Source organism: Afipia birgiae 34632 (genome assembly GCF_000308295.2).
Classification (GTDB): domain Bacteria; phylum Pseudomonadota; class Alphaproteobacteria; order Rhizobiales; family Xanthobacteraceae; genus Afipia; species Afipia birgiae.
In genome coordinates this window covers 402,856-416,317 of sequence record NZ_HG326653.1, presented here as the reverse complement: position 1 = coordinate 416,317, position 13,462 = coordinate 402,856, and the positions used below count along the sequence as shown (strand labels likewise).

Here is a 13,462-nt window from a genome sequence, read left to right as displayed (position 1 = left end):
CTTTTGGCCGGGGCTTTCGAGAGTTCACCGATCAGCCACGATCAGTCTCAGTCTCGTTGTCCAAGCAGCTGCAGCAGCAGCGTGAACAGGTTGATGAAGTTCAGGTAGAGCGAGAGTGCGCCGGTAATCGCCGCACGCTCTGCCACGTCGCCACCCTGGCTGGCGTAGCCGTAGATGTAATCGTTCTTCAGACGCTGGGTATCCCAGGCGGTGAGGCCAGCGAACACCAGAACGCCGATCACCGAGACGATGAACTGCAGCATCGTGCTAGCAATGAACAGGTTCACCAGGCTCGCGAGGATGATGCCGAACAGGCCCATCATCAGGAACGATCCCATCCCGGTCAGGTCACGCTTGGTGGTGTAGCCGTAAAGGCTCAGCGCACCGAACGAGGCAGCCGTGATGAAGAACACTCGCACGATGGAGGTGTGGGTGTAGACTAGGAAGATCGACGACAGCGAGATGCCCATCAGCGCCGCGAAAACCCAGAACAGCAACTGGGCGGTCGCCGGCTTCAGGCGATTGATGCCGAACGAGATGGCGAACACCATCACCAGCGGCGCGAGGATGAAGACCCACTTCAGCGGGCTTACGAACATCGCGACGCCGAACGACGTCAGGTACTGCTTGCCGATCCGCCCTGCGGCGGCGGAGGCGTCAGGCGTTACAGCGCCCATGTAGACGCCAAGCGCCGCAAGGCCGGTGATGGCCAGGCCGATCGCCATGTAGTTGTAGACCTTGAGCATGTACGAGCGCAGACCGGCATCGACGGTCGCGGCGTCCGCACGCCCGGCGGCCCGGCCGAAAGGAGACGTATAGTTGCGGTCCAAGTCCGACATAGTCGAAACCCCGTGGTTGACTGGCGAAAGCGAAGGGTCTGCGCCGCCAGCTATAAGCTTTTCCCAAAAACCGACTGTGGAGCCATCTCGGGACGGCATCAAGTCAGATTCTGAACCCGCTCGGTATGTGGGAAACTAACACACTCGACGCAAGCATGGGCGCGCGGCTGTTTGTCGCAAAACCCGTCATTTGCTGCTACAAATTGTCATAAGTTACGGAGCACGTTAGCCGGTTTTTGGTTAAGTGCGAGTAATGTTCCGGCCAGCCCCAGCCCGACCGTCACGGTGAGCGCGGCCAGGACCACGAGGGCGGCGCTGCCGGCCTGCCAGACGAAGCCCAGCGTCATGAGCCGGGTCACGATCTGCCAAGCGGCAATTGATCCAGCCGCCACCCCGAACACGGCCGTGGCCAACCCGATTAGCAGATACTCCAGCGCATAGGCGCCGAGCAGCCGCGCCCGGGTCGCGCCGAGGGTTTTGAGAATCACCGCATCATAGACCCGGTGCCGATGCCCCGCAGCCAGCGCGCCGCCCAGCACCAGAATGGCCGAGATCAGGGTCACCGAACTGGCGCCCCGGATCGCCAGCACGAGGTTGGTCACGACCTTTCCGATCGAATCGAGCGCCTCGCGCACCCGTACGCTGGTCACCATCGGGAAGGCGGCGGCGACGTCCTTGATGAGCTTGGCGTCGCTTGCAGCATTCGAAGAACCGGCTTCGGTGAGTGTCGCGATATCGGTATGAGGGGCGCCGGCGAAGGCCTTCGGCGAGTATACCAGGACGAAATTGATGCCGAGGCTCTGCCAATCCACCGTGCGCAGATTGCTGATCTTCGCGGTGATGTCGCGGCCCAGCACGTTTACGGTGATGTCGTCGCCGACCTTCACGCCGAGACCGTCGGCGATTTTCTTCTCCAGTGACACCAGCGGGGGCCCGCTGTAGCCGGCGTCCCACCAGGTGCCGTCGACGACTGTCGAACCGCGCGGAACTTCGCCGGTATAGGTCAGGCCGCGGTCGCTCTGCAGCACCCACGCGGAATCCGTCGAAGGCTTGAGGTCTTCGGCCCGGATGCCCTTCGCGGCGACGATGCGTCCGCGCAGCATGGGCACGGTTTCCACGTTGGCTGCCGGAGCGGCCTGCTTCAGGAATTCGCTGAATCGCGGAGCCTCGGCCGCCGGGATATCGATGAAATAGAACGACGGCGCGTGCTCGGGCAGCGCGGCCATGAACTGTCGCCGCAGGTTGCCGTCGATCTGCGTGATGGTCACCAGCACCGCGAGACCGAGGCCAAGCGACATCACGACCGACGGTGTCAGCGCGCCGGGCCGGTGGATGTTGGCGATAGCCAATCGCAGCATGGTGAAACGCGCGCGGGGCAGGCTTCTTGCCAGGGCCATCAGCATCGAGGCGACACCGCGCAGCACGGCGAACACGCCGACCGACGAGGCCACGAACACGGCGGCCACGCGTTTGTCATAGGCGAGTCCGACTGCGACCGCGACCAGCAGTGCGATCACCGACGCCATCAGGACGAGATAGCGGCGGCGCGGCCAGTGGAATTCGGACGTCACGCCTTCACGGAACAAGGCCGCCACGGGCACGTCGTGGACGCGGCCAAGCGGCCACAGTCCGAACGCCAGCGCTGTCAGCAGACCGTAGACGAACGACAGTGCCAGTTCGCCGGCGTGGAATGTCGCCTCGACGGGAAGCGGCAGGACTTTTCCGAACAGGCCGACAATGATGAAGGGCAATGCCGCGCCAATCGCGAGGCCGATCAATGATCCGAGAATCGCCAGCGCCATGACCTGTGTGAGGTAAATCGTGAACACCTCGCGGCCGGTTGCGCCGAGCGCCTTGAAGGTCGCGATCACGTCGCGGCGCTCATCAAGATGGCTCTTGATCGCATTGGCAACGCCGACACCGCCGACCAGCAGCGCCGCAAGCCCGACCAGCGAGAGAAATTGCGTGAAGCGCGTAATGTTGCGTTCGAGTTGTGGCGACGCGTTCCCGCGGGTGCGGACTTCCCATCCGGCTTCAGGGAGCGCCTGCTGTGCGGCTTCGATAACGGACTGCGTGGCGCGTTCATCTCCTGAGGCGGCGTCCGGTAACTGCAGGCGATAGATCCAGCGCACCAGTGTGCCGGGCTGCAGCAAGCCGGTCGCGCGCAGCGCAGCTTCGCTGACCAGCAAGCGTGGTCCGAGACCGACGCCGCCCGCAAGCTTGTCAGGCTCGGCTTCGACGGTGCTGCGGATCTCGAATGTCGCATTGCCCACAGTCACGCGATCTCCGGCTTTGAGGCCGAGACGCGCCAGCAACACCGCGTCGGCACCCGCGCCGAACGCGCCATCGCGCTGGATCAATAAATCCGGGACTGGCATTTTTGGCTCAAGCGACACTGCGCCGAGCATCGGATAATTGCCGTCGACGGCTTTCAGATCGACCAGCGCGAACTCTCCGCTAGGAGAGCGCGCCATGCCGCGCATGATCGCGGTAGCCGAGACCTTGCCATGAGCATCGAGAAAGCCGCGCTCCTCTTTTGAGGCTTCCCGCTGGATCAGTGCGAAGGACGCATCACCGCCAAGCAGCGTGCGCCCCTGATGGTCAAGTCCTGCGCTGAGGCTTCCGGCCACCGAGCCGACGCCAGCGATCGCCATGACGCCGAGTGCGATACAGGCGATGAAGACATAAAAGCCACGCAGACCGCCGCGCAACTCGCGCAATGCAAAGCGGATCGCAAGCGACAGTGTGCTGCCGCGCGGTGCAGTATCCGCGATCGTGCTCATCGGGATGCCGTCTCAACCCAGTGCCGGTCGGTCGCTGGTCCGTCGATCCGGCCCGACCGCAACCGCACCACTCGATCGCAGCGCTGCGCCAGCGCGGCATCGTGAGTAACCAGCACGAGAGTCATGCCGCGCTCAAGGTGCTTGGCGAACAGCAGATCGACGATCTGCTTGCCGGTGGTCTCGTCGAGATTTCCGGTCGGTTCGTCGGCCACGAGAATGGCGGGATCGGGCGCCATCGCGCGCGCCAGTGCGACGCGCTGCTGTTCGCCGCCCGAGAGCTGCGACGGATAGTGATGCAGCCGTTCGCCGAGTCCGACGCCGGCAAGTTCTTGCGCGGCGCGCGCGGTCGCATCGGTGCGTCCCGCCAGTTCTAGCGGAACCGCGACGTTCTCAAGTGCTGTCATGGTCGGGATCAGATGAAACGACTGGAACACGATACCGACATGGCGGCCACGGAACCGCGCGAGGGCGTCCTCATCGAGGGCATTGAACGCGGCGCCGTTGACCACCACCTCTCCGCTGTCAGGACGTTCAAGCCCCGCCATCACCATCAACAGTGTGGATTTGCCCGACCCTGACGGACCGATCAGGCCGACGGCTTCACCGGGCGCGACGCGCAGGCTGACATCCTTGAGGATGTGAACGCGTGCTGCTCCGCTGCCCAGCGAAAGATTGACGTTCGAAATGGAAATGGTGTCCGGTTCGAGGCCGGCGCGCGACGAGGGTGCAATGAGACTGTCCATGGATCTTTCATATGGGGGTTTCGGCCGCGCGGTCGAGAGGCTCTTGAGGGCGTTCATCGTCGCAGCAGCGGGGGCAATGATGGCGATGTCAGGGCCGGCCTTGGCTCAAACACCCGATGTCAAAGAAGTGAAGCCGATCAAACTCGCGGTTCTGGGCGATTCTCTGACTGCAGGTTACGGCTTGCCGGTCTCGGCGGCGTTTCCGGTGCGGTTGCAGAAGGCCCTGAGCGACAAGGGGATCGCGACCGATATTCATAACGCGGGCGTCTCCGGCGATACCACGACTGGCGGTCTGGCGCGGCTCGACTGGTCGATCCCGCCCGGCACCGAAGCCGTCATCGTCGAACTCGGTGCCAACGATGCGCTGCGTGGAGTCGATCCGAAGGTCGCGCGCGGCGCGCTCGACGAAATTCTCAACAAGCTGAAAGCACGCAACATCGCTATTTTATTGTGCGGGATGTATGCGCCGCCGAACTACGGATCGGACTACACGGCGAAATTCAACAGCATTTATCCCGACCTCGCCAAAAGCCATAAAGTTCCGCTTTATCCGTTCTTTCTTGATGGCGTGGCCACCGAGGCGAAGTTGACCCAACCGGACGGACTGCATCCGACGGCTGCAGGAGTCGATGTCGTGGTCGAGCGGATTCTGCCCACGGTAGAGGCGTTTCTGAAGGATCGTGCGTTGCAGTTAAGCAAGCCCTGAGGGGATTTGGCGCCGGTCGTAAGATGGCCGCTTCGCACTGTCATCGTGCTGCGGTAAAAAAGACCTCAGGTGATTCGTGATCCTCTTTTGCATCGAGGAGATTCGTGATGCCGCGCTTGTTTACCGGGCTGGAAATTCCCCCGGACATCGGCCAGACGCTCTCGAACTTGCGCGGGGGCCTGCCGGGCGCCCGCTGGATCGACCCCGAAAATTATCACGTCACATTGCGCTTCATCGGCGATATCGACGGCCCGGCAGCCAACGAGATCGCCTCGACACTGGAGCGGATCAATCGCAAACCGTTTGAAGTCGCCCTGCAGGGTCTGTCCAGCTTCGGCGGCAAGAAACCGCGCGCTGTCGTGGCATCGGTTGTACCAAGCCGCCCGCTAATGGAATTGCAGGCGGAGCTTGAGCGCCTGATGCAGCGGTTTGGTTTCGACCCCGAGGGCCGCAAATTCATCCCCCACGTGACGCTGGCGCGGCTGCGGGATGCATCAAATCGGGATGTGGCGGACTATCTGTCGGTGCGGGGCTATTTCCCGACCCGCAGCTTCATGGCTTCCCGGTTCGTGCTGTTCTCGTCACGCGCTTCGGTCGGCGGCGGACCTTATGTGGTTGAAGACGCCTATGCGCTGAGCGCATAGAGAGTCGTCCGTCACCTTTGTAGTCTTGCAATTTCCGCGTCGTTCTGGCGGGTAGCGAGCCATGAACGCTCCCACTCCCGCCTTCTTCCGTCGGCACTATCAGGCTCTCGTCGCCGCGGGCACCATTGAGGCCGATCCGGCCCAGGCCCGGGCCGTCGAGGCCTTCACGGCGCTGGAGGCGCGGCTGGCAGGATACCGGCCCGGCCGGGGCGGATTGCTGCAACGCCTGTTCGCCGACAAGGACGCGGCGCCGCTGCGCGGCCTCTACATCCATGGCGAGGTCGGTCGCGGCAAGACGATGCTGATGGATCTGTTCTTCAGCGAGAGCGCCGTCGCGCATAAGCGCCGCGCGCACTTCCACGAATTCATGGCTGACGTTCACGAGCGGATTCACGGCTTTAGGCAGAAGATTGCCCGCCAGGAAATCGCCGACACCGATCCCGTGCGACTGACGGCGGCGTCGATCTTCGAGGAAGCGTGGCTGTTGTGCTTCGACGAATTCCACGTCACCGACATCGCCGACGCGATGATCCTCGGGCGCCTGTTTGGCAGGCTGTTCGAACTGGGAACGGTGGTCGTTGCAACCTCGAATGTCGCGCCTGACGATCTCTACAAGGGTGGCCTCAATCGCGCGCTGTTCCTGCCATTTATCGTGCAGCTCAAGGAGCGGATGGAGGTGCTGCGGCTGGACGCGCGCACCGACTTCCGGATGGAAAAACTCGCAGGCATCAAGATGTGGCTGGTCCCGGCCGATGCGTCGGCGGATGCCGCGCTCGACAAAGCCTGGACCAAGCTCACCGGCGGCGCCACTGACCGCCCGCGCGACATCACGGTCAAGGGACGCGCACTTCACGTTCCGCATTCGGCGCATGGCGTCGCGCGCTTTTCGTTTGCGGATTTGTGCGAGAAGCCGCTCGGCGCGTCAGACTATTTGCGGCTCGCGCATGATTACCACACGCTGATCATCGACCGGATACCGGCGATGAAATACGAGCACCGCAACTACGCCAAACGTTTCATTACCCTGATCGACGCGCTTTACGACAATGCGGTGAAGCTGATGGCTTCGGCACAGACCGACCCGCTGTCGCTTTACAGCGCGACCGAAGGGGTTGAGGCCAACGAATTCAAGCGTACCTCTTCGCGGCTGATCGAGATGGGCTCGGAATCCTATCTGGCGCTACCCCACGGCCGCAGCGACTCGTCCGCGAGTGGTTCGACCACAGGTCTGGTCGAGACCTGACCGAGTTCGCTTTATGTTTCGTGTCCGGACCCCGCGAAAGCCCGATATGAAAACATCCAGCGGTGCCGCTGCGGCAGGCACTGCCGCTCCATTGAGCGAACGGCGACTTGAACGCTTGCCGCGAAAGGTCTAACCAGCCGTCCAGAGTTTTCCCATCCTCTCCCGTCGACATCAAAGGACAGATTTCCCATGGCGCGTGACAAGATTGCTTTGATTGGTTCAGGTCAGATTGGCGGCACGCTGGCGCACCTGGTCGGACTGAAAGAGTTGGGCGACGTGGTGATGTTCGACATCGCCGAAGGCATCCCTCAGGGCAAATCGCTCGACATCGCGCAGTCTTCGCCGGTTGACGGTTTCGACGCCAAGTTCACCGGCGCCAATTCCTACGAGGCGATCGAAGGCGCCAGCGTCGTGATCGTCACCGCCGGCGTGCCGCGCAAGCCGGGCATGAGCCGCGACGATCTGCTGAGCATCAATCTCAAGGTCATGGAGCAGGTCGGTGCGGGCATCAAGAAGTACGCGCCCGACGCGTTCGTGATCTGTATCACCAACCCGCTCGACGCGATGGTCTGGGCGTTGCAGAAGGCCTGCGGCCTGCCGCAGAAGAAGGTCGTCGGCATGGCCGGCGTGCTGGATTCGGCGCGCTTCCGTTATTTCCTCGCCGACGAGTTCAACGTCTCGGTGGAAGACGTCACCGCCTTCGTGCTCGGCGGGCACGGTGACACGATGGTGCCGCTGACCAAGTACTCCACCGTCGCCGGCATTCCGCTGCCTGATCTTGTGAAGATGGGCTGGACCTCGCAGGCTCGCATCGACGAGATTGTTGACCGCACCCGCAACGGCGGTGCCGAGATCGTTAACCTGCTCAAGACCGGCTCGGCTTTCTACGCGCCGGCGGCGTCCGCCATCGCGATGGCAGAGAGCTATCTGCGCGACAAGAAGCGCGTGCTGCCTTGCGCGGCCTATCTCAACGGCGAGTACGGCGTAAAGGACATGTATGTCGGCGTGCCGGTCGTCATCGGATCGAAGGGTGTCGAGCGGATTGTCGAGATCGAACTGGCCGGCAAGGATCGCGAAGGCTTCGACAAGTCGGTCGGCGCGGTGCAGGGCCTGGTCGACGCGTGCAAGAAGATCGCGCCGGACTTGCTCGGCAAGTAACGCCGCGACACCGTTATCTTCGCATGGGATTCGGGACTTTCGGTTTCCGGATCCCATGCTGAAATTTTCCTCCTTCGTTCTCTTCTCCGATCTCTGGGGCAATCCATGAATATCCACGAATATCAGGCCAAGGCGGTACTGAAGGAATTCGGCGTGCCGATTTCGCGCGGCGTGCCGATTCTCAAGGCATCCGACGCGGAAGCTGCCGCGAAAGAACTTGGCGGCCCGTTGTGGGTGGTGAAGAGCCAGATTCATGCCGGCGGACGCGGCAAGGGCAAGTTCAAGGAAGCCTCGGCCGGCGACAAGGGCGGTGTGCGTCTCGCCAAGTCGATCGATGAGGTGAAAGAATTCGCCAAGCAGATGCTCGGCGCAACGCTGGTGACGATCCAGACCGGCGCAGCCGGCAAGCAGGTCAATCGCCTCTATCTCGAAGACGGCTCCGATATCGAAAAAGAATTCTATCTCTCGCTGCTGGTCGATCGCGAAACGTCGTGGGTTTCCTTCGTGGTCTCCACCGAAGGCGGCATGGACATCGAGAAGGTTGCGCACGATACGCCCGAGAAGATCGTGACGTTCTCGGTCGACCCGGCCACCGGCATCATGGCTCATCACGGCCGTACCGTTGCGCAGGCGCTCGGCCTCAAGGGCAATCTCGCCAAGCAGGCGGAAAAGCTTGTGGCGCAGCTCTATACCGCGTTCCTCGCCAAGGACATGGAGATGCTGGAGATCAATCCGCTGATCATCTCCAAGCAGGGCGAGTTGAAGTGCCTCGACGCCAAGATGTCGTTCGATTCCAACTCGCTTTACCGCCATCCCGAAATCGTCGCGCTGCGCGATACCACGGAAGAAGACGCCAAGGAAATCGAAGCGTCCAAGTATGACCTCGCCTATATCGCACTCGACGGCACCATTGGCTGCATGGTGAACGGCGCCGGCCTGGCGATGGCCACGCTCGACATCATCAAGCTGTACGGCGAAAGCCCGGCCAACTTCCTCGATGTCGGCGGCGGCGCATCGGAAGAAAAAGTCACGGCGGCCTTCAAGATCATCACGGCCGACCCGAACGTGAAGGGCATTCTCGTCAACATCTTCGGCGGCATCATGAAGTGCGACGTCATCGCGCGCGGCGTCATCGCCGCGGTGAAGGCGGTCGGCCTCCAGGTGCCTCTCGTGGTGCGTCTCGAAGGCACCAATGTCGAAGAGGGCAAGAAGATCATCAACGAATCCGGCCTTAACGTGTTGTCGGCGAACGATCTCGACGACGCTGCGCAGAAGATCGTCAACGCCGTGAAGGGAAAGTAAGCCGATGTCCGTCCTGATCGACAAGAACACCAAGGTCATCTGCCAGGGCTTTACCGGCAAAAACGGCACCTTCCATTCCGAGGGCGCGATCGCTTACGGCACCAAGATGGTGGGCGGCACTTCGCCGGGCAAAGGCGGCACCACCCATCTCGGCCTGCCGGTGTTCGACACCGTCTCCGAGGCGCGCGAGAAGACCGGCGCCGACGCGTCGGTGATTTATGTTCCGCCGCCGGGCGCGGCAGACGCGATCTGCGAAGCGATCGATGCGGAAGTGCCACTGATCATCTGCATCACCGAAGGCATTCCGGTACTCGATATGGTGCGCGTGAAGCGCTCGCTGTCCGGCTCCAAGTCGCGTCTGATCGGGCCGAACTGCCCGGGCGTCGTGACCGCAGGCGAATCGAAAATCGGCATCATGCCGGCCAATATCTTCAAGCCAGGCAATGTCGGCATCGTCTCGCGTTCCGGCACGCTGACCTATGAGGCCGTGTTCCAGACGACTCAGGTCGGTCTTGGCCAGACTTCAGCGGTCGGCATTGGCGGCGACCCGGTCAAGGGCACCGAATTCATCGACGTGCTCGAACTGTTCCTGGCGGATGAGAAAACCAAATCGATCATCATGATCGGCGAAATCGGCGGATCGGCCGAGGAAGACGCGGCGCAGTTCCTGAAGGACGAAGCCAAGCGCGGTCGCAAGAAGCCGATGGTCGGATTTATCGCTGGTCGTACCGCGCCTCCGGGCCGCCGCATGGGTCATGCCGGCGCAATCGTGTCCGGCGGCAAGGGCGACGCCGAATCGAAGATTGCGGCGATGGAAGCGGCCGGGATCACGGTCTCCCCGTCGCCTGCACGGCTTGGAACGACGCTTCTCGAAAGATTGAAAGCTTAGTTCAGTCCTTGGTTCTTTTCAGCGCGAAGTTTTGCCCTAAATAGGGTAAAAGGTGCGGCCCAAACACGATGCCGATACCAAATCGGGCGATTTTCTCCCGATTTTTCCGCGCGATGCAATCAATCAGGACGTAACCATGTCTCGCCAGGACGCGAACGCCAACTTCGCCCTCACTTCCTTCCTCGACGGCGCCAACGCCACCTACATCGACCAGCTGTACGCTCGCTATGAGAACGACCCGTCATCGGTCGATCCGGACTGGGTTGATTTCTTCAAGACCCTGAAGGATCAGCCGGCGGACGTCGCGAAGAACGCGCAAGGCCCGTCCTGGGAAAAGGCCAACTGGCCGGCCACGCCAAATGACGATCTGACCTCCGCGCTCGACGGCAACTGGGCCCAGGTCGAAAAGGCCGTCGGGGGCAAGATCGCAGCCAAGGCGCAGGCCGCCGGCAGCAACCTCACCTCGGCGGACATACAGCAGGCCACGCGCGATTCGGTGCGCGCGCTGATGCTGATTCGCGCCTACCGCATGCGCGGTCACTTCCACGCCAATCTCGATCCGCTCGGCATCGAGGGCCAGAAGGATCACGAAGAACTCGATCCGCGCTCTTACGGCTTCACCGATGCCGATTTCGACCGCAAGATTTTTCTCGATCATGTGCTGGGTCTTGAGACCGGAACGCTGCGCGAGATCGTCGCGATCTGCCAGCGCACCTACTGCCAGACGCTCGGCGTCGAATTCATGCACATCTCCAATCCGGCGCAGAAGAGCTGGATTCAGGAGCGCATTGAAGGTCCTGACAAGGAAATCAGCTTCACCCGCGAAGGCCGCCGCGCCATCTTGATGAAGCTCGTGGAAGCCGAAGGCTTCGAGAAGTTCTGCGATATCAAATTCACCGGCACCAAGCGTTTCGGTCTCGATGGCGCTGAATCGCTGATCCCCGCGCTCGAACAGATCATCAAGCGCGGCGGCAATCTCGGCGTGCAGGATATCGTGCTCGGCATGCCGCATCGCGGACGCCTCAACGTGCTGACCCAGGTGATGGGCAAGCCTCATCGCGCGCTGTTCCATGAGTTCAAGGGCGGCTCGGCCAATCCCGACGAAGTCGAGGGTTCGGGCGACGTGAAATACCATCTCGGTGCCTCGTCGGATCGCGAGTTCGACGGCAACAAGATCCATCTGTCGCTGACGGCAAACCCGTCGCATCTGGAAATTGTCGATCCGATCGTGCTCGGCAAGGTGCGCGCGAAGCAGGACCAGAACGGCGATCCGCCGGACCAGCGTATTTCGGTGCTGCCGCTGATGATGCACGGCGACGCCGCGTTCGCCGGACAGGGCGTGGTGGCGGAATGTTTCGCGCTGTCGGACCTGAAGGGCTACCGCACCGGCGGTTCGCTGCACTTCATCGTCAACAACCAGATCGGCTTTACGACCTATCCGCGTTACTCGCGCTCGTCGCCGTATCCGTCGGACGTCGCCAAAATGATCGACGCGCCGATTTTCCACGTCAACGGTGACGATCCGGAGGCGGTGGTTTTCGCGGCAAAGGTGGCGATCGAATACCGGCAGAAATTCCACAAGCCGGTCGTCATCGACATGTTCTGCTATCGCCGCCACGGCCACAACGAGGGCGACGAACCGTCATTCACCAACCCGGTGATGTACAAGAAGATCGCGACCCATCCGACCACGCTCGACCTCTATGCCAGACGGCTGATCGCCGACGGGATCATGACTGAGGGCGAAATCGACAAGGCGAAGGCCGACTGGCGCGCGCGACTCGATGCCGAGCTCGAGGCCGGTTCGGGCTACAAGCCGAACAAGGCCGACTGGCTCGACGGCAAGTGGGCCGGATTCAAGTCGGCCGACCTCGGTGAGGATCCGCGCCGCGGCAATACCGGCATCGCCATCGACGGGCTGAAGGATATTGGCCGCAAGATCACCAAAGTGCCGGACGGTTTCCGCATTCACCGCACCGTGCAGCGGTTCCTCGACAGCCGCATGAAGGCGATCGAGAACGGCGAAGGCATCGACTGGGCGACCGGTGAAGCGCTGGCGTTCTGCACGCTGATGAAGGAAGGCCATCACGTTCGCCTGTCCGGACAGGACAGCGAGCGCGGCACCTTCTCGCAGCGGCATTCGGTGCTGTTCGATCAGGAAGATGAAAGCCGCTACACGCCGTTCAATCATATCGGCGACAATCAGGGCCACTACGAAGTCATCAACTCGTTGCTGTCGGAAGAGGCTGTGCTGGGCTTCGAGTACGGCTACTCGCTGGCGGAACCGAAGGCGCTGGCGATCTGGGAAGCGCAATTCGGCGACTTCGCCAACGGCGCGCAGGTTCTGTTCGACCAGTTCATCTCGTCGGGTGAACGCAAGTGGCTGCGCATGTCGGGTCTCGTCTGTCTGCTGCCGCACGGTTACGAAGGGCAGGGACCGGAGCATTCCTCTGCGCGTCTCGAGCGCTTCCTGCAAATGTGCGCCGAAGACAACATGCAGGTCGCCAACCTGACAACGCCTGCGAACTACTTCCATGTGCTGCGCCGTCAGTTGAAGCGCGAAATCCGCAAGCCGCTGATCCTGATGACGCCCAAGTCGCTGCTGCGTCACAAGCGTGCGGTGTCCAAGCTCGAGGAGTTCGGTCCCGACACGTCCTTCCATCGCGTCCTGCTGGACGATGCGGAAACCGGCGGCGAGATCAAGCTTGTTGCGGATTCGAAAATCCGCCGCGTCGTGCTCTGCTCGGGCAAGGTCTATTACGATCTTTACGAGGATCGCGAAAAGCGCGGTGTCGACGACATCTATCTGCTGCGCGTGGAGCAGCTTTATCCGGTACCGCTCAAGACGCTGGTGCAGGTACTCGAGCGCTTCAAGAAGGCCGAAGTCGTCTGGTGCCAGGAAGAACCGCGCAACATGGGCGGCTGGCACTTCATCGAGCCCTATCTCGAGTGGGTCCTCAACCAGGTCGGCTCGGCGCACAAGCGTCCGCGTTATGCGGGGCGTGCTGCTGCTGCTGCGACCGCGACCGGCTTGATGTCGAAGCATCTCCAGCAATTGAAAGCATTGCTCGACGAAGCTCTTGGCTGATCAATGGATGCCCGCAGGTCGCGGGCATTTCCATCCAGTTCTAATTTTGATTGAGGCGCTGACGGCA

Annotated in this window: 10 protein-coding genes; 7 read left to right on the top strand and 3 right to left on the bottom strand. The window is 62.0% G+C overall.

The annotated features are described in order from the left end of the window. Positions 1-47: 47 nt before the first annotated feature. The 3 genes from BN32_RS15880 to BN32_RS15870 form a co-directional block, all read right to left on the bottom strand. Positions 48-839, bottom strand: coding sequence for a Bax inhibitor-1/YccA family protein (locus BN32_RS15880; RefSeq protein WP_019199367.1), 792 nt, complete (start codon positions 837-839; stop codon positions 48-50). A 206-nt stretch (positions 840-1,045) separates the two neighbouring features. After that, positions 1,046-3,622 carry an ABC transporter permease gene (locus BN32_RS15875; protein ID WP_019199368.1) on the bottom strand — a complete coding sequence of 859 codons (2,577 nt, stop codon included), beginning with the start codon at positions 3,620-3,622 and terminating at the stop codon, positions 1,046-1,048. Further along, on the bottom strand, positions 3,619-4,365 hold the full coding sequence (locus BN32_RS15870; protein ID WP_019199369.1) for an ABC transporter ATP-binding protein: 747 nt from the start codon (positions 4,363-4,365) through the stop codon (positions 3,619-3,621). Before BN32_RS15870 ends, BN32_RS15875 begins: the two co-directional genes overlap by 4 nt. On the opposite strand from BN32_RS15870, the gene BN32_RS15865 reads away from it, so the two are divergent. The 7 genes from BN32_RS15865 to BN32_RS15835 all read left to right on the top strand — a co-directional run bounded on the left by BN32_RS15865 (position 4,364) and on the right by BN32_RS15835 (position 13,395). After that, positions 4,364-5,071: an arylesterase gene (locus tag BN32_RS15865; protein ID WP_019199370.1), complete on the top strand. Its 708-nt coding sequence runs from the start codon at positions 4,364-4,366 to the stop codon at positions 5,069-5,071. The two genes, BN32_RS15870 and BN32_RS15865, sit on opposite strands and share 2 nt — an antisense overlap. Before the next feature lie 107 nt (positions 5,072-5,178). Beyond that, positions 5,179-5,715 (top strand): RNA 2',3'-cyclic phosphodiesterase, encoded by a 537-nt coding sequence (thpR, locus tag BN32_RS15860; protein WP_019199371.1) that lies wholly within the window; start codon positions 5,179-5,181, stop codon positions 5,713-5,715. A gap of 61 nt (positions 5,716-5,776) precedes the next feature. Beyond that, positions 5,777-6,958, top strand: a complete 1,182-nt coding sequence (gene zapE / locus BN32_RS15855; RefSeq protein ID WP_019199372.1) for a cell division protein ZapE — start codon at positions 5,777-5,779, stop codon at positions 6,956-6,958. A 189-nt stretch (positions 6,959-7,147) separates the two neighbouring features. Beyond that, positions 7,148-8,116: a malate dehydrogenase gene (mdh, locus tag BN32_RS15850; protein ID WP_019199373.1), complete on the top strand. Its 969-nt coding sequence runs from the start codon at positions 7,148-7,150 to the stop codon at positions 8,114-8,116. A gap of 105 nt (positions 8,117-8,221) precedes the next feature. After that, positions 8,222-9,418, top strand: coding sequence for an ADP-forming succinate--CoA ligase subunit beta (gene sucC / locus BN32_RS15845; protein WP_019199374.1), 1,197 nt, complete (start codon positions 8,222-8,224; stop codon positions 9,416-9,418). 4 nt (positions 9,419-9,422) lie between these two features. After that, a complete protein-coding gene (gene sucD, locus BN32_RS15840; protein WP_019199375.1) occupies positions 9,423-10,307 on the top strand; it encodes a succinate--CoA ligase subunit alpha in 885 nt (294 codons plus the stop codon). Between the two features lie 136 nt (positions 10,308-10,443). Next, complete coding sequence (locus tag BN32_RS15835; RefSeq protein ID WP_040426804.1) at positions 10,444-13,395, top strand: 2-oxoglutarate dehydrogenase E1 component; 2,952 nt, start codon at positions 10,444-10,446, stop codon at positions 13,393-13,395. Positions 13,396-13,462 lie beyond the last annotated feature (67 nt).

Excerpts from the sequence above, each read along its gene's own strand:
- sucD (WP_019199375.1), top strand. The coding sequence starts at position 9,423 with ATGTCCGTCCTGATCGACAAGAACACCAAGGTCATCTGCCAGGGCTTT.
- BN32_RS15880 (WP_019199367.1), bottom strand. The coding sequence starts at position 839 with ATGTCGGACTTGGACCGCAACTATACGTCTCCTTTCGGCCGGGCCGCC.
- BN32_RS15870 (WP_019199369.1), bottom strand. The coding sequence starts at position 4,365 with ATGGACAGTCTCATTGCACCCTCGTCGCGCGCCGGCCTCGAACCGGAC.
- BN32_RS15875 (WP_019199368.1), bottom strand. The coding sequence starts at position 3,622 with ATGAGCACGATCGCGGATACTGCACCGCGCGGCAGCACACTGTCGCTT.
- zapE (WP_019199372.1), top strand. The coding sequence starts at position 5,777 with ATGAACGCTCCCACTCCCGCCTTCTTCCGTCGGCACTATCAGGCTCTC.
- thpR (WP_019199371.1), top strand. The coding sequence starts at position 5,179 with ATGCCGCGCTTGTTTACCGGGCTGGAAATTCCCCCGGACATCGGCCAG.
- mdh (WP_019199373.1), top strand. The coding sequence starts at position 7,148 with ATGGCGCGTGACAAGATTGCTTTGATTGGTTCAGGTCAGATTGGCGGC.
- sucC (WP_019199374.1), top strand. The coding sequence starts at position 8,222 with ATGAATATCCACGAATATCAGGCCAAGGCGGTACTGAAGGAATTCGGC.
- BN32_RS15835 (WP_040426804.1), top strand. The coding sequence starts at position 10,444 with ATGTCTCGCCAGGACGCGAACGCCAACTTCGCCCTCACTTCCTTCCTC.
- BN32_RS15865 (WP_019199370.1), top strand. The coding sequence starts at position 4,364 with ATGGATCTTTCATATGGGGGTTTCGGCCGCGCGGTCGAGAGGCTCTTG.